The following is a 16,110-nucleotide window of genomic DNA, read 5'->3' as shown; positions in this document are numbered from 1 at the left end:
GCCACTTAGGATTATTCAAAAGAACGCATGGACGCATTAACAACGCCCTCAAATTGGCAAAGAGTAAGGCTTGGGGATATATTATCTTACGAACAACCTACAAAATATTTAGTTGCCACAACGCAATACTTACAAAAAGGCTTTACACCTATTTTAACAGCAGGCAAAACTTTTATTTTAGGTTATACAAATGATAAACATGGAATTTATACGAATATACCTGTAATTATTTTTGATGATTTCACAACTGATAGCAAAATGGTAAATTTTCCTTTTAAGGTAAAATCATCAGCTATTAAAATTCTTAGCTTAAGGGATAATAATCAAGCGGATTTAAAATATATCTATGAAAAACTTACACTATTAAAACATCAAGTTACAGACCATAAACGCTATTGGATAGATGAATTTTCAAACTTTGAAATCCTTTTACCCCCTCTAAACGAACAAATCGCTATCGCTAATATTTTAAGCGATGTGGATCGTTATCTTTATTCTTTAGACGCTCTCATTCTTAAAAAAGAAAGCGTTAAAAAAGCTTTAAGCTTTGAACTATTGAGCCAAAGAAAACGCTTGAAAGGCTTCAATCAAGCTTGGCAAAGAGTAAGGCTTGGGGATATATTATCTTACGAACAACCTACAAAATATTTAGTTGCCACAACGCAATACTTACAAAAAGGCTTTACACCTATTTTAACAGCAGGCAAAACTTTTATTTTAGGTTATACAAATGATAAACATGGAATTTATACGAATATACCTGTAATTATTTTTGATGATTTCACAACTGATAGCAAAATGGTAAATTTTCCTTTTAAGGTAAAATCATCAGCTATTAAAATTCTTAGCTTAAGGGATAATAATCAAGCGGATTTAAAATATATCTATGAAAAACTTACACTATTAAAACATCAAGTTACAGACCATAAACGCTATTGGATAGATGAATTTTCAAACTTTGAAATCCTTTTACCCCCTCTAAACGAACAAATCGCTATCGCTAACATTTTAAGCGCTTTGGATCATGAAATCATTAGCCTTAAAAACAAAAAACGCCAATTTGAAAACATCAAAAAAGCTTTAAACCACGATTTAATGAGCGCTAAAATCAGGGTTTTAAAAAAATAAAACGCCCCAAAAGTCAAGGACAAACCCGCTTATAAAGGAAACCCCTAAGCTTTTAAACTCAGGGGAACGCTCTTAGAAAAATCAGCGTTTCACAGAAACGATCACTTTAAGCCCCTTAAAAGAGATTTTAATGTATAATACTAGCCAAGAGTTTTTATCATGTTTTCTTTTCATGATAAACCCTTTTAACCGTGATTTGCCCCATATCGCAACTATGGGGCGTGATGAAATCCTACAACAAACCCCCTTAAAACTTTTAATTTTACAAACGCTAAAACAAGATTAAAAAGTTGAATGAAAAGATAAAAAATAAACGCCCCAAAAGTCAAGGACAAACCCGCTTATAAAGGAAACCCCTAAGCTTTTAAACTCAGGGGAACGCTCTTAGAAAAATCAGCGTTTCACAGAAACGATCACTTTAAGCCCTAAAAAAGCAAACTCAAAGTATAATGATCTCCAAGAGCGTTTGTTATGTGTCTTAGGCATAACATGCTCCTTACAATGTTGGTCTGCCCCATAAAGCGAACTTATGGGGCGTGATGAAATCCTACAACAAACCCCCTTAAAACACCCCTAGATCGCGCCAAATACGCATGGTAAAGTTTTTGCACCCCAATTAACGACCACTCAATTAGTAAAGCTTATCTTTATTTGACAGAAAACAGAGTCATTTGATAACCATCAAAAAAGGGATTTTAAAAGTTTAAAAATCTAATGGAATTAAAAAAGTTAGTTTAAATGGATAGATTTACTGGATCAAAAGAGCTAAAAGCCGGGAGTAGCCCTAAGGCCGCCCCCACAAACGCCCCAATCAATATTGTTGGTTTTGTTGTTGCGCTTTTTGTTGTTGTTGCTGTTGTTGAGCTTGTTGCTCTGCTTGTTGTTCGGCGTGTTGTTGCGCGTTATGGTGATGGTGTTCGCCGCCATAATAATGGTGGTGGTGCGCATGGTGATGGTGGTGGTGTTGGCTGTTAGCCTGTTGTTGTTGCTGTTGTTGTGCTTGGTGTTGTTGTTCATGGTGTGCCATGATGACTCCTTTAATTGAAATTTAAATTCTAGCTCATTGGCTAGGATTTCATTTTATAATGCAAAAACTAACCAATTATTAACGAAAAAGATTTTAATACTAATTTTTAATACGAGCACCAATTTAAACGCTTCTATTGTCAAAACTACCAACATCTTTGAATGAAAAAAGCTATAATTAAAGGAGTTGCATTAAAAAGGAAAGACAAATCCCCTTTTTAAGGTATAATACTAGGAATTAAAAGCGTGCTATGGTAGTAGCTAAAAAGTCTTTAGGACAGCATTTTTTAACGGACGAGTCGTTTTTAGACAGAATCGTTAATGCTTTGCCCCCCTTAAACCCGTTGAAATTAATTGAAATTGGCGTGGGGTTAGGGGATTTGACTCTTAAGTTGTTGGATCGCTATCCTTTAAAGACTTATGAGATAGATAGCAGCTTGTGCGAGAAAATGCGAGCGAGGTTAAAGGCAGAAAAAAAGTCTTTTCAATTAGAGTTAGTGGAAAAAGACGCTCTTTTTTTAAAAGAAGAAGAGCCTTATTTTTTGATTTCTAATTTGCCTTATTATATCGCTACCAGGCTTGTTTTAAACGCGCTCAAAGACCCTAAATGCAGGGGTTTATTGGTGATGACGCAAAAGGAAGTGGCACTCAAATTTTGCGCTAAAGATTCACAGAACGCCTTAAGCGTTTTAGCTCATACGATAGGGAACGCTACCCTTTTGTTTGATGTGCCGCCTAGCGCGTTTAGCCCGCCTCCAAAGGTGTTTTCTAGCGTGTTTGAAGTGATTAAAGAGCCGCTGAAAGAAAAGGCGTTAGCTTCATTAGCCCAAGCGCCATTTTTTGAAGAAGCCCTACAAAAAGGGTTTGAAACATTAGAAGATTTTTTGAAAGCTTGTTTCTCATCTCCCAGGAAGACGCTTTCAAACAATCTTAAAAAAAGCGTTTCTTATAAAGAAAAGCTTGATAAGGTGTTAGATTTTTTAGCGTTAGAAAACCAACCAACAAGCGTGAGGGCGTCTGAGATAAAAGATTATCTCAAGCTCTTAAATTACCTTTTAAAAGGCTAGTGCCTTTTTAAAAAAATGAAATAAAGGAATAATCGTTATGACTGATAACAACCAAAACAATGAAAACAGCAGTGAAAATTCAAAAGCTTCTCATGAGGCGCGAGCCGGGGCGTTTGAGCGATTCACCAACCGCAAAAAGCGTTTTAGAGAAAACGCGCAAAAAAACGCAGAGTCTTCACACCATGAAGCGCCTTCACACCATAAAAAAGAGCACCACTCCAACAAAAAACCAAACAACCACCACAAAGCTAAACACGCCCTCCAAAAGACTAGAAATTACGCCCAAGAAGAATTGGATAGCAACAAAGTAGAGGGCGTTACGGAAATTTTGCATGTGAATGAGAGAGGGACTTTAGGCTTTCATAGGGAACTCAAAAAGGGCGTTGAAGCGAATAACAAGATCCAAGTGGAGCATTTAAACCCGCATTATAAGATGAATCTAAACTCTAAAGCGAGCGTTAAAATCACGCCTTTAGGGGGCTTGGGCGAGATTGGGGGGAACATGATGGTCATTGAAACCCCAAAAAGCGCGATCGTGATTGATGCGGGCATGAGCTTCCCTAAAGAAGGGCTTTTTGGCGTGGATATTTTAATCCCGGATTTTTCCTATTTGCACCAAATCAAGGACAAAATCGCCGGTATTATCATCACCCATGCCCATGAAGATCACATAGGAGCCACGCCTTATTTGTTTAAAGAGTTGCAATTCCCCCTTTATGGCACGCCTTTGAGTTTGGGACTGATTGGGAGCAAGTTTGACGAGCATGGTTTAAAAAAATACCGCTCGTATTTTAAAATCGTAGAAAAGCGCTGCCCCATTAGCGTGGGCGAATTTATCATTGAATGGATCCACATCACGCATTCTATTATTGATAGTAGTGCTTTAGCGATCCAAACTAAAGCCGGAACGATCATCCACACCGGCGATTTTAAAATCGATCACACCCCGGTGGATAATTTGCCCACGGATTTGTATCGTTTAGCGCACTATGGCGAAAAGGGCGTGATGCTTCTTTTAAGCGATTCCACCAACTCCCATAAATCCGGAACCACGCCGAGTGAAAGCACCATAGCGCCGGCTTTTGACACCCTTTTTAAAGAAGCGCAAGGGAGGGTGATTATGAGCACCTTCTCTAGCAATATCCACCGGGTCTATCAAGCCATCCAATACGGCATTAAATACAACCGCAAGATCGCTGTGATCGGGCGCTCTATGGAAAAAAACCTAGACATCGCTAGAGAATTGGGCTATATCCATTTGCCTTATCAATCTTTTATTGAAGCCAATGAAGTCGCTAAATACCCAGACAATGAAGTCTTAATCGTAACGACCGGCTCGCAAGGCGAAACCATGAGCGCGCTTTATCGCATAGCGACTGATGAGCACCGCCACATTTCTATCAAACCCAACGATTTAGTCATCATCTCCGCTAAAGCCATTCCTGGCAATGAAGCGAGCGTTTCAGCGGTATTGAATTTTTTGATCAAAAAAGAAGCTAAAGTGGCCTATCAAGAATTTGACAATATCCATGTGAGCGGGCATGCCGCCCAAGAAGAGCAAAAACTCATGCTAAGACTCATTAAGCCTAAGTTTTTCTTACCCGTGCATGGGGAATATAACCATGTCGCGCGCCACAAGCAAACCGCTATTTCTTGCGGGGTGCCTGAAAAAAATATCTATTTAATGGAAGATGGCGATCAGGTGGAAGTCGGCCCTGCGTTCATCAAAAAAGTAGGCACGATTAAAAGCGGTAAAAGCTATGTGGATAACCAAAGCAATTTGAGTATTGACACAAGCATCGTGCAACAAAGAGAAGAAGTCGCTAGCTTGGGGGTGTTTGTGGCTACGATTTTTGTGAATAAAAACAAGCAAGCGCTTTTAGAAAGCTCTCAATTTTCCAGTTTAGGGCTTGTGGGCTTTAAAGATGAAAAGCCTTTGATGAAAGAAATTCAAGGGGGCTTAGAGGTGTTATTAAAATCCAGCAACGCCGAAATTTTGAATAACCCTAAAAAATTAGAAGATCACACTCGTAATTTCATCAGAAAAGCGCTCTTTAAAAAGTTTAGAAAATACCCGGCTATCATTTGTCATGTCCATGCTACCTGATTACAACGCTATCGCCGCGCAAGTCTTAAGAGATGAAGCGAGCGCGCTTTTAGAAAGCGTTAAGCAATTCCAAGAACCTAACGATTTAGAAGCGGTTGTCAAGCTCATTTTAAAAAGCCAAGAAAAAGGGGGTAAGCTTGTGATAGTGGGCGTGGGTAAGAGCGCTTTAGTGGCGCAAAAAATCGCTGCTTCCATGCTAAGCACCGGTAACAGGAGCGCGTTTTTACACCCCACAGAAGCCATGCATGGGGATTTGGGCATGGTGGAAAAAAACGATGTGATTTTAATGATTAGCTATGGGGGCGAGTCTTTAGAATTGTTGAATCTGGTGAGCCATTTAAAACGCTTGAGCCATAAAATCATCACTTTCACTAAAAGCCCTACTAGCTCGCTCTCTAAACTCGGCGATTATTATTTGAGCTTGAAAATTAAAAAAGAAGCTTGCCCGATCAACACCGCTCCAACGACTTCTACCACCCTAACTCTAGCGTTAGGCGATGTTTTAATGGCATGCTTGATGCGAGCGAAAAACTTTAGCCAAGAAGATTTTGCCTCCTTTCATCCGGGCGGGCTTTTGGGCAAAAAACTTTTTGTCAAGGTTAAAGACTTATTACAAACCACGAATCTCCCCCTAATTCTTCCTAGCACAAGTTTTAAAGACGCGCTCATAGAAATGAGTGAAAAACGCTTAGGCAGCGCGATTTTAGTCAATGAGGCTAACGAGCTTGTGGGGGTGTTGAGCGATGGCGATGTCCGTAGGGCGCTATTAAAAGGGGTGAGTTTAAAGAGCGAAGTGAGACATTTTGCCACTTTAAAACCTAAAAGCTTTAAGAATTTAGACGCTCTTCTTTTAGAAGCGTTAGAATTTTTAGAGCGCCATAAGATCCAGCTTTTAGTGTGCGTAGATGATTGCAATAAGGTTTTAGGGGTCTTGCACTTGCACCAACTTTTAGAATTAGGGCTTAAAGCATGAAAGCGAGCATTTATGATTTCACTCTAAAGGAATTGAGTCAGCTTTTAAAACCGAGTTTTAGGGCTAAACAGCTTTATTTGTGGCTCTATACGAAGTATAAAACAAGCTTTAAAGACATGCAAAATAATTTTTCAAAAGATTTTATCGCTTATTTGGAGCAAGAATTTACTTTGCGCACGATAGAAATCACGCATGTGAGAAAGAGCGTTGATGGCTCTAAAAAATACCTTTTTAAATCTTTAAGAGACAACCACACTTTTGAAGCGGTGTTGTTGAAAATGAAAGACAAAAAGATTGATGAAAAGACTAACGCCATTTTAGAGGGGGAAAAATACACCGTGTGCGTGTCTTGTCAAATCGGCTGTCAAGTGGGTTGCGCGTTTTGTTTCACTCAAAAAGGCGGTTTTGTAAGGGATCTCAAAGCGAGCGAGATTATCCAGCAAGCCCTACTCATTAAAGAAGACAATAACCTCCCCATTGAAAAAGCGCTCAACATTGTTTTTATGGGAATGGGCGAGCCTTTGAACAATTTAGATGAGGTGTGTAAGGCGATTGAGATTTTTAATACCGGCATGCAAATTTCGCCTAAAAGGATCACCATTTCCACGAGCGGCGTAGCCGATAAAATCCCTATTTTAGCGGGCAAAAATTTAGGCGTGCAATTAGCCATATCCTTACACGCCGTAGATGACAAAACGCGTTCATCTTTAATGCCCTTGAATAAAAAATACAACATTGAATGCGTTTTGAATGAAGTGAGGAAATGGCCTTTAGAGCAACGAAAAAGAGTGATGTTTGAATACCTTTTGATTAAAGATCTAAACGATAGCTTGGATTGCGCTAAAAAACTTTTAAAACTTTTAAACGGCATTAAATCCAAAGTGAATTTGATTTTATTCAACCCGCATGAAGGCTCTAAGTTTGAACGCCCTAGCTTAGAGAACGCTAGAATGTTTGCGGATTTTTTAAACTCTAAAGGCTTATTATGCACCATTAGAGAGTCTAAAGCCTTGGATATTGAAGCGGCTTGCGGGCAATTGAGGGAGAAAAAGCTCTCTCAGCAAATTTGAAAACTCTTTTTTGTGAGGTTTTGTCTTTTTTCTAATGGGGGGTGTTGATTTTAGTCAAGCGATAATTCAAAATTTAGGGGATATGGATTAAAAATTAGCGCTAAATTTTCTTTCATTAACAATTAATTAGATTTTATATTGTAGAATAAAATCCTAGCCAGTGAGCTAGAATTTAAATTTTTAATCAAAGGAGTCATCATGGCACACCATGAAGAACAACACGGCGGGCACCACCACCACCATCACCACACACACCACCACCACTATCATGGCGGTGAACACCACCATCACCACCACAGCTCTCATCATGAAGAAGGTTGTTGTAGCACTAGCGATAGTCATCATCAAGAAGAAGGTTGCTGCCACGGGCATCACGAGTAATATCGGTGTGGCTAGGGGCAACTTGACTAGGGTTGTCTCTGGTTTTGACTTTAAAATACTATCATTCAAATCTAACCCATTAAATCCAATCCAACCACCGCAACACGCTTGATTTTTATTTTTACAAACATTCATTAATGTTAAAAATACTCATTAATGCCTATAAAAAGTAATTTTTTATCCAATAATATTGTTAAGACTTTTAATTTAAGCTTCAATGTTTTACAATATTCAAAATATTAAAACAATTTTTCAATCAAGAAACCGGTATGCAAGTTACTCCCCCATTTTTTAAAACCCAATAAGAAATTTTTATTTTTAGCTTTTTGTTCTGCGCTAGGGTTTCATTTTAGCCACGCTATAGATGAGAGCGGGCTTAATGAACTCGTTGGAAAGAAGGTTCAAGAAGCTTTAGCGAAAGAAAAAGCTAAGGCTAAACATCAAAGAGCGGATAAAAGCGCTTTTTTTGCCGGTCTTGGCTATAGCGGGATGTTTTCATGGAATTTAGCTTATAAAGATAGTTTTGTTTTGCTGCCTCACTTCTTGGGTGGAAGACCCTTAGAAAGAAAAGATCCCAGCACAATCTTAAACGGCTTTAATTTTAAGGTGGGGTATCAGTATGCCGCTCCTGTTAAGATTAAAAAATGGGTTTTGGCGTTAGGGGATGGTTCCAATATTCCTATAAAGCGGGCAATTACATGGAAAAAGATAAATACCAACAATACTTATTTGGAGTGCCTATAGGCGTAATAAGTCCTGTTTCTTTTTTTAATGGTGGTATGATAACAATGTCAACTTACAGCTTTTTGTTAGATTTTTTACACAATGTGTATGAAAATGAGAAGTTTTTCATCGGTTATTTTATAGGGGTTGGGTTAGGGGGTGAGAGCGTAACAGCCAATGTTCTTAAAGATTTTGGCAATATATTAGCGCAATTAGTGCAATTTCAGGGCTATGGCTCACTAGGGCTAAGAATGGGCGATAAGCACCACACGCTAGAATTGAGCGCGAGCATCCATGGCGACCTCCTAGTTGTTCTTTAAAAAAGCTAAAGACTTGCGAAAGTGTGAGGGTTTTACAAGCAAAAACCCCTAGGGGCATTTTTGAAAGCTATGTTACTTGGAGCGCGGATTATGTTTATCGGTTTTAAAAGTTTTTAAAAAAATTAATGGCTTTGTCCCAATTGAATAGGGGTAATAAAATCTAAAAAATACTCAAGGTATTTTTTTACAATCTAATCATACATGAAGAGCTTACGAAAAGCGAGCGATCGCTTCATGCTTTATGGTTCCAACCCCCATGCGTCTTTAAAAGAAGCGTTTTTAAGCTTTAAATTCAAACTCCCTTCAATCCATTGGGTATTAGCCCCCTTTTGGTTATTGTCAAACAAGAACACCCCTAAAAAGCCTCTAGGGGTTTTAATCAGGCTCAATTCCACGCTAGGAAGAATGATTGTGCCATCAGGTTTGACTTCAAAGGCCAGGAAAAAAGGGCGGTTGTTTTTGAAATCATAGCCATTTTTGGTGTATGAATAGCCGGGGGCGCTCTGCAAGATGCCTTTTTGAGTTTCCACGCTAAAAGAATCCAAGTAATAAAACCCAGGCTCTAGCTTGAACGATTGGACTTTGGCTAAAGCGTAGCGGTTTTTCCATAAGAGCATGAAGCGCTCACTCCCTAGCATGAACAAAGGCCCCCTAGGGTCTTTGAGCTTTGCTTTAGGGTTTTTTTCAAGCGTTTCATTGTGTTTGGCGACAACTCCTCTATCTATTTTGCGCCAATAAGTGCGCACGCTTTGGCCTTGATGAGCGATATACATATTCACCAAACCAGAATGATGGCCCTTAGGGGGCAAACAAGAGGCTAATAAAAGAGCGGCTAACAAACTCACAATTTGAAACTTCAAGCAAATTCCTTAAAAAGAGTGGTGGCTGAATGCTAACATGCTAAAACTAAAACCCTTATAAGTTATGGATAAAAACTTAAAGAATAGGGTAAAATAAACGCATGCGAATAGACAAATTTTTACAATCAGTGGGTTTAGTGAAGCGGCGCGTTTTAGCGACAGATATGTGCAATGTGGGGGCGGTGTGGCTCAATGGGAGTTGCGCTAAGGCCAGTAAAGAAGTGAAAATAGGCGATGCGATTAGTTTGCACTATTTAAAAGGGATAGAAGAATACACGATTTTACAAATCCCTACTTTAAAAAATGTGCCGCGAAAAGACACGCACCTTTATATCGCTCCTAAAACAAAAGAATCATAAGATAAAAGACTAAGGAACAATCAGTGAAAGAATACAAAGACACCCTAAACTTAAACACAACCACCTTTTCTATGAAAGGGAATTTGAGCGTTAATGAGCCTAAAACTTACGCCAAATGGCAAAAGCAACAAGCGTTCAAACGCATGCAAAATAGGAAAGATAACCATGGGGATTTCACCTTGCATGACGGGCCGCCTTATGCGAACGGGCATTTGCATTTAGGGCATGCCTTAAATAAAATTTTAAAAGACATTGTCGTTAAAAGAGAATATTTTAAGGGGAAGAAAATCTATTACACGCCCGGTTGGGATTGCCATGGCTTGCCCATTGAGCAGCAAATTTTAGAGCGATTAGAAAAAGAAAAAACGAGCCTAGAAAACCCCACGCTGTTTAGAGAAAAGTGCCGAGATCATGCGAAGAAATTTTTAGAAATCCAAAAGAATGAATTTTTGCAATTAGGCGTTTTGGGGGATTTTGAAGATCCTTATAAAACCATGGATTTTAAATTTGAAGCGAGCATTTATAGGGCTTTAGTGGAAGTGGCTAAAAAAGGGCTTTTGAAAGAGCGCCACAAGCCTATTTATTGGAGTTATGCATGCGAGAGCGCTTTAGCGGAAGCTGAAGTGGAATACAAAATGAAAAAATCGCCCTCCATTTTCGTGGCGTTTGATTTGAAAAAGGAGAGTTTAGAAAAGTTAAAAGTCAAAAAAGCGAGCTTGGTGATTTGGACGACCACGCCTTGGACTTTGTATGCGAATGTAGCGATCGCTTTGAAAAAAGACGCCCTTTATGCGCTCACCCAAAAAGGCTATTTAGTCGCTAAAGCCTTGCATGAAAAATTAGCCGCTTTAGGGGTGGTGGATAGCGAGATCACGCATGAATTCAATTCCAATGATTTAGAATATTTGAAGGCCACCAATCCTTTAAACCAAAGAGATTCTTTAATCACTCTAGGAGAGCATGTCGGTTTAGAAGATGGCACAGGAGCCGTGCATACCGCACCTGGGCATGGTGAAGAGGACTACTATTTAGGCTTAAGATATAATTTAGAAGTGTTAATGTCTGTAGATGAAAAGGGTTGCTATGATGAGGGCATTATCCATAATCAATTATTAGATGAAAGCTATCTGGGCGAGCATGTTTTTAAGGCTCAAAAACGCATTATAGAGCAATTGGGCGATTCTTTATTGCTAGAGCAAGAGATTGAGCATTCTTATCCGCATTGTTGGAGGACGCACAAGCCTGTGATTTACAGAGCGACCACGCAATGGTTTATTTTAATGGATGAGCCTTTTATCCAAAATGACGGCTCTCAAAAAACCTTAAGAGAAGTGGCTTTGAATGCGATTGAAAAGGTGGAATTTGTGCCAAGTAGCGGGAAAAACCGCCTAAAAACCATGATAGAAAACCGCCCTGATTGGTGCTTGAGCCGGCAAAGAAAATGGGGCGTGCCACTGGCCTTTTTCATAGACAAACGCACGAATAAGCCTTGTTTTGAAAGCGAAGTTTTAGAGCATGTGGCGAATCTTTTTGAGAAAAAAGGCTGTGATGTGTGGTGGGAGTCTAGCGTGAAAGATTTATTGCCCCCTAGCCATCAAGAGAACGCCAAGCATTATGAGAAAATCATGCACATTTTAGACGTGTGGTTTGATAGCGGTAGCACCTTTAAGGCGGTTTTAGAAGACTATCATGGAGAAAAGGGGCAAAGCCCTAGCGATGTGATCTTAGAAGGGAGCGATCAGCATAGGGGGTGGTTTCAAAGCTCGCTTCTAATCGGTTGTGTTTTAAACAACCAAGCCCCTTTCAAAAAGGTCATTACGCATGGCTTTATCGTCGATGAAAAGGGCGAAAAAATGAGTAAATCTAAGGGCAATGTGGTGTCTTTGGATAATTTACTCAAAAAGCATGGGAGCGATGTGGTGCGTTTGTGGGTAGCGTTTAATGACTATCAAAACGATTTGAGGGTTTCTCAAACCTTTTTCATTCAAACAGAACAGCATTATAAAAAATTCCGCAACACCCTGAAATTCTTACTCGCCAATTTTAGCGATATGGATCTTAAGAATTTAGAACGCTCCCATGACTTTAGCCCTTTAGATCATTTTATATTAGAGGCTTTAGAAACAACAAGCGCTGGAGTCAATAGCGCGTTTGAAGAGCATGATTTTGTGAAAGGCTTGAATATTTTAATGGCGTTTGTTACCAATGAATTGAGCGGGATTTATTTAGACGCTTGTAAGGATAGTTTGTATTGCGATAGCAAAAATAATGAAAAACGCCAAGCCATTCAAATGGTTTTACTCGCTGTAGCTAGTCAATTGTGCTACTTTTTAGCCCCGATTTTAACGCACACGATTGAAGAGGTTTTAGAGCATAGTCAGGTGCTGTGCATTTTTTTACAAGCCAAAGATGTGTTTGATTTAAAAGACATTAATATTTTAGAAAAACTCCACCTTAAAGAGTTTAAAAAACCAGAAAATTTTGAAGCCGTTTTAGCCTTGCGTTCTGCCTTTAATGAAGAGTTAGACCGATTGAAAAAAGAAGGCGTCATTAAAAATTCGTTGGAATGCGCTATTGAGGTAAAAGAAAAAGCGTTGCGTGAAAATTTGATAGAAGAATTGCTGATGGTGAGCTTTGTAGGGGTTGCAAAAGAAAAATTGAGCGAAACGCCAGCATTCACGCTCTTTAAAGCCCCTTTTTATAAATGCCCCAGGTGTTGGCGTTTTAAAAGCGAGCTAGAAAACACCCCTTGCAAGCGTTGCGAAGAGGTTTTAAAAGAGCGATGATAAAAGGATAGGGCTTTTGGAAACTTTACAAACCCATAGAGTTTTACAAGCCCTAATTAGCCATTTTACCCCTTTTTTAGAAAGCGGGATCACCGAGCTTATCATCAACACCGAGCAGGAGCTTTGGCTTTATAAAGTCAATAACACCCGAGAAAAAAGAGGGCATGCACTTTTTGATAAGGCGTTTTTGCTGAGATTTTGCGAGCAATTGGCCAGTTTTAGGGGGTTGTTTTTTGATGAAGAGCACCCCACTCTAAATTGCTCTATCCCTTTCACGCGCTATAGGGTGAGCGCGAATCACTTCAGCATCACTACCAATAATCAAATCACGCTCAATATCCGTGTGCCTAGGCTTAAGCCCTTAAGTTTAGAGGATTTCACTTTCAAAGCAAGCGATCCAAAAAGTTTGAAAAATTTAGCGCTAAAAGGGCATAACATTCTCATTAGCGGGGAAACTTCAAGCGGTAAAACAAGCTTATTAAACGCTCTTTTAGATTGCGTCAATAAAGATGAAAGGGTGGTGAGCGTTGAAGACAGCCAAGAATTGGATTTAAAAGCGTTCAGCAATTGCGTGGGGCTTTTAGTGGGCAAGCAAGAAAACACGCGCTTTAATTATGAAGACGCTCTCAATATGGCCATGCGCTTAAACCCGGACAGGCTCATTGTGGGCGAGATTGACACCAGGAATGCAGCGCTCTTTTTGCGTTTAGGAAACACCGGGCATAAGGGCATGCTCTCAACCATTCACGCTAATAGCGCCCAAAACACTTTAGAAGCCCTTTCACTGAATTTGAGCATGCGTTATGCGCATGCCTTAGACAAGGACTTGATGCGAGCGTATTTTAAAAGCGCGATTGATGTGATTGTGCATGTGAATAGAATCAACAATGAGCACCAAATCGCTGAAGTCTTATGGACTAAAGAGCTTTAAATGCCTCTAAAATCCTTAAAAAACCGCTTGAATCAACGTTTTGATCTATCGCCTCGCTACGGGAGCGTGAAAAAAATCATGCCCAATATCGTTTATGCGGATGGTTTTAACCCCTCTGTGGGCGATGTGGTGAAGATTGAAAAAAGCGATGGCAGCGAATGCGTGGGAATGGTGGTGGTGGCAGAAAAAGAGCAGTTTGGTTTCACGCCCTTTAACTTCATAGAGGGGGCTAGGGCTGGCGATAAGGTGCTGTTTTTAAAAGAGGGGTTGAATTTCCCTGTGGGCCGTAATCTTTTAGGGAGGGTGCTTAACCCTTTAGGGCAAGTCATTGACAATAAGGGGGCATTGGATTATGAGCGATTAGCGCCTGTTATTACAACGCCTATAGCCCCTTTAAAAAGAGGCTTGATTGATGAGGTTTTTAGCGTGGGGGTGAAGAGCATTGATGGGCTTTTGACTTGCGGTAAGGGGCAAAAACTGGGCATTTTTGCCGGCTCTGGGGTGGGTAAATCCACGCTAATGGGCATGATCACTAGGGGTTGCTTAGCGCCCATTAAAGTGATCGCTTTGATTGGGGAAAGGGGCAGAGAAATCCCTGAATTTATAGAGAAAAACTTAAAAGGGGATTTAAGCTCTTGCGTGTTGGTGGTCGCTACGAGCGATGATAGCCCTTTGATGCGCAAATACGGGGCTTTTTGCGCGATGAGCGTGGCGGAGTATTTTAAAAACCAAGGGCTAGACGTGTTGTTTATCATGGATTCAGTGACTCGTTTCGCTATGGCTCAAAGAGAAATCGGTTTAGCCTTAGGCGAACCGCCCACTTCCAAAGGCTACCCCCCATCCGCGCTTTCTTTATTGCCTCAATTAATGGAGAGGGCGGGCAAGGAAGAAAATAAGGGGAGCATTACGGCTTTTTTTAGCGTGCTAGTAGAGGGCGATGATTTGAGCGATCCCATAGCCGATCAGGCCAGGAGTATTTTAGACGGGCATATTGTCTTAAGCAGGGAATTGACCGATTATGGGATCTACCCTCCCATCAATATTTTAAACTCCGCATCAAGGGTGGCTAAAGACATCATCAGCGAGTCTCAAAACTTGCATGCGAGAAAATTCCGCCGTTTGTATGCGTTATTGAAAGAAAATGAAATGCTCATTCGCATCGGCTCTTATCAAATGGGGAACGATAAAGAGCTTGATGAAGCGATTAAGAAAAAGGCTTTAATGGAGCAGTTTTTAGCGCAAGATGAAAACGCTTTGCAGCCTTTTGAACAAAGCTTTCAGCAATTAGAAGAAATCTTAAGATAAAAGGAATGTTATGGAATCACAACTCATGAAACTCGCCATTGAGACTTATAAAATCACTTTGATGATTTCTTTACCGGTATTACTAGCGGGCTTGGTGGTGGGGCTATTAGTCAGTATTTTTCAAGCGACCACTCAAATCAATGAAATGACTTTGTCTTTTGTGCCTAAGATTTTAGCCGTGATTGGGGTGCTGATTTTAACCATGCCGTGGATGACGAACATGCTTTTAGATTACACCAAAACCTTAATCAAGCTCATTCCTAAAATCATAGGCTAGAAAATGCTAGAAACCACCATTGATTTTTCTCGTTACAGCAGCGTGAAAATCGGCACGCCTTTAAAAGTGAGCGTTTTAGAAAACGATAATGAAATCTCTCAAGAACACCAGATCATAGGCTTAGCGAACAACCTTTTAATCGCTCCTGGCGTGAAAAATCTCGCTTTATTAGGAAAAAACTATGATTATATTTGCGATCAAGGTGAGTGGGTGGAGGTAGGGGGAGCGGCCAATGCGTCTAAAATTTTTAATTATTTTAGGGCGAATGATTTAGGGGGTTTGGAGTTTTTAGGGCAATTGCCTGGCACTTTAGGGGCGTTAGTTAAAATGAATGCCGGCATGAAAGAATTTGAAATCAAAAATGTTTTAGAAAGCGCTTGCATTAATGGCGAATGGCTAGAAAAAGAGACTTTGGGGCTGGGCTATCGCAGCAGCAAATTCAATGGCGTTGTTTTAAGGGCGATGTTTAAAAAAACGCATGGTTTTAGACAAGAAGTTTTAAAAGCGTGTAAAAGCATGCGCAAAAGCCATCCCAAATTGCCTAATTTTGGGAGCTGTTTCAAAAACCCGCCTAACGATCATGCGGGCAGGCTTTTAGAGGGCGTGGGCTTAAGGGGTTATTGTTTGAAAAGAGTGGGATTTGCTAAAGAGCATGCGAATTTTTTAGTGAATTTGGGGGGTGCAGAATTTGAAGAAGCCCTGGATTTGATAGAACTCGCCAAAACCAGAGTGTTACAAGAATACGGCATTCATTTAGAAGAAGAAGTGAAGATTTTGAGATAGGGTTGAAAAGCTTT

General features: G+C 40.0%; 15 protein-coding genes and 3 pseudogenes. 14 read left to right on the top strand and 4 right to left on the bottom strand.

Features of this window, described 5'->3' with window-relative positions; all coding sequences use genetic code 11:
- The first annotated feature begins 27 nt into the window (after positions 1 to 27).
- The gene (locus tag HG567_RS06815; RefSeq protein WP_202163781.1) at positions 28 to 1,128 is read left to right on the top strand and encodes a restriction endonuclease subunit S; all 1,101 of its coding nucleotides are present in this window, start codon (positions 28 to 30) and stop codon (positions 1,126 to 1,128) included.
- An 81-nt stretch (positions 1,129 to 1,209) separates the two neighbouring features.
- On the opposite strand, the gene HG567_RS07845 is transcribed toward HG567_RS06815, so the two are convergent.
- The 3 genes and pseudogenes from HG567_RS07845 to hpnL form a co-directional block, all read right to left on the bottom strand.
- A complete protein-coding gene (locus HG567_RS07845) occupies positions 1,210 to 1,389 on the bottom strand; it encodes a hypothetical protein (RefSeq protein WP_237392982.1) in 180 nt (59 codons plus the stop codon).
- A gap of 504 nt (positions 1,390 to 1,893) precedes the next feature.
- Positions 1,894 to 2,076, bottom strand: coding sequence for a hypothetical protein (locus HG567_RS07840; protein ID WP_237392981.1), 183 nt, complete (start codon positions 2,074 to 2,076; stop codon positions 1,894 to 1,896).
- Positions 2,003 to 2,155, bottom strand: a pseudogene (gene hpnL / locus HG567_RS06810) (nickel-binding protein HpnL); the annotation flags it as partial. The pseudogene hpnL and the gene HG567_RS07840, both read right to left, overlap by 74 nt.
- Positions 2,156 to 2,405: 250 nt before the next feature.
- Between hpnL and rsmA the strand changes: the two are divergent.
- The 7 genes and pseudogenes from rsmA (at position 2,406) to HG567_RS06780 (ending at position 8,902) form a co-directional block, all read left to right on the top strand.
- The gene (gene rsmA, locus HG567_RS06805; RefSeq protein WP_202139601.1) at positions 2,406 to 3,221 is read left to right on the top strand and encodes a 16S rRNA (adenine(1518)-N(6)/adenine(1519)-N(6))-dimethyltransferase RsmA; all 816 of its coding nucleotides are present in this window, start codon (positions 2,406 to 2,408) and stop codon (positions 3,219 to 3,221) included.
- 37 nt (positions 3,222 to 3,258) lie between these two features.
- Positions 3,259 to 5,328: a ribonuclease J gene (locus HG567_RS06800; RefSeq protein WP_202163780.1), complete on the top strand. Its 2,070-nt coding sequence runs from the start codon at positions 3,259 to 3,261 to the stop codon at positions 5,326 to 5,328.
- Positions 5,312 to 6,301, top strand: coding sequence for a KpsF/GutQ family sugar-phosphate isomerase (locus HG567_RS06795; protein ID WP_202139599.1), 990 nt, complete (start codon positions 5,312 to 5,314; stop codon positions 6,299 to 6,301). The genes HG567_RS06800 and HG567_RS06795 overlap by 17 nt, the downstream gene beginning before the upstream one ends.
- Positions 6,298 to 7,371 carry a dual-specificity RNA methyltransferase RlmN gene (rlmN, locus tag HG567_RS06790; protein ID WP_202163779.1) on the top strand — a complete coding sequence of 358 codons (1,074 nt, stop codon included), beginning with the start codon at positions 6,298 to 6,300 and terminating at the stop codon, positions 7,369 to 7,371. Before HG567_RS06795 ends, rlmN begins: the two co-directional genes overlap by 4 nt.
- Positions 7,372 to 7,569: 198 nt before the next feature.
- Positions 7,570 to 7,689, top strand: a pseudogene (locus tag HG567_RS08020) (hypothetical protein); the annotation flags it as partial.
- Positions 7,640 to 7,864, top strand: a complete 225-nt coding sequence (locus HG567_RS07835; protein WP_237393064.1) for a hypothetical protein — start codon at positions 7,640 to 7,642, stop codon at positions 7,862 to 7,864. The pseudogene HG567_RS08020 and the gene HG567_RS07835, both read left to right, overlap by 50 nt.
- Before the next feature lie 248 nt (positions 7,865 to 8,112).
- Positions 8,113 to 8,902: pseudogene (locus tag HG567_RS06780) on the top strand (outer membrane beta-barrel protein).
- Between the two features lie 132 nt (positions 8,903 to 9,034).
- On the opposite strand, the gene HG567_RS06775 reads toward HG567_RS06780, so the two are convergent.
- On the bottom strand, positions 9,035 to 9,655 hold the full coding sequence (locus HG567_RS06775; protein ID WP_202163778.1) for a hypothetical protein: 621 nt from the start codon (positions 9,653 to 9,655) through the stop codon (positions 9,035 to 9,037).
- Positions 9,656 to 9,756: 101 nt separating this feature from the next.
- Here HG567_RS06775 and HG567_RS06770 point away from each other — a divergent pair, with 101 nt between their 5' ends.
- From HG567_RS06770 to HG567_RS06745, 6 genes are read left to right on the top strand one after another with little or no spacing between them, the layout of a single operon-like run.
- Positions 9,757 to 10,014: an RNA-binding S4 domain-containing protein gene (locus HG567_RS06770; RefSeq protein WP_097548808.1), complete on the top strand. Its 258-nt coding sequence runs from the start codon at positions 9,757 to 9,759 to the stop codon at positions 10,012 to 10,014.
- A gap of 23 nt (positions 10,015 to 10,037) precedes the next feature.
- Complete coding sequence (gene ileS, locus HG567_RS06765) at positions 10,038 to 12,800, top strand: isoleucine--tRNA ligase (RefSeq protein WP_202139596.1); 2,763 nt, start codon at positions 10,038 to 10,040, stop codon at positions 12,798 to 12,800.
- A gap of 16 nt (positions 12,801 to 12,816) precedes the next feature.
- Complete coding sequence (locus HG567_RS06760) at positions 12,817 to 13,731, top strand: ATPase, T2SS/T4P/T4SS family (RefSeq protein ID WP_202163777.1); 915 nt, start codon at positions 12,817 to 12,819, stop codon at positions 13,729 to 13,731.
- Positions 13,732 to 15,036 carry a flagellar protein export ATPase FliI gene (fliI, locus tag HG567_RS06755; RefSeq protein WP_121098517.1) on the top strand — a complete coding sequence of 435 codons (1,305 nt, stop codon included), beginning with the start codon at positions 13,732 to 13,734 and terminating at the stop codon, positions 15,034 to 15,036.
- Positions 15,037 to 15,046: 10 nt separating this feature from the next.
- Positions 15,047 to 15,313 carry a flagellar biosynthesis protein FliQ gene (fliQ, locus tag HG567_RS06750; RefSeq protein WP_000445741.1) on the top strand — a complete coding sequence of 89 codons (267 nt, stop codon included), beginning with the start codon at positions 15,047 to 15,049 and terminating at the stop codon, positions 15,311 to 15,313.
- A gap of 3 nt (positions 15,314 to 15,316) precedes the next feature.
- Positions 15,317 to 16,096 (top strand): UDP-N-acetylmuramate dehydrogenase, encoded by a 780-nt coding sequence (locus HG567_RS06745; RefSeq protein ID WP_202139593.1) that lies wholly within the window; start codon positions 15,317 to 15,319, stop codon positions 16,094 to 16,096.
- The last annotated feature ends 14 nt before the right edge of the window (positions 16,097 to 16,110 follow it).

This window comes from Helicobacter pylori, assembly GCF_016755635.1.
Classification (GTDB): domain Bacteria; phylum Campylobacterota; class Campylobacteria; order Campylobacterales; family Helicobacteraceae; genus Helicobacter; species Helicobacter pylori_CQ.
The sequence above is the reverse complement of the archived record's forward strand: the minus strand, read 5'-3'. Positions and strand labels throughout refer to the sequence as shown.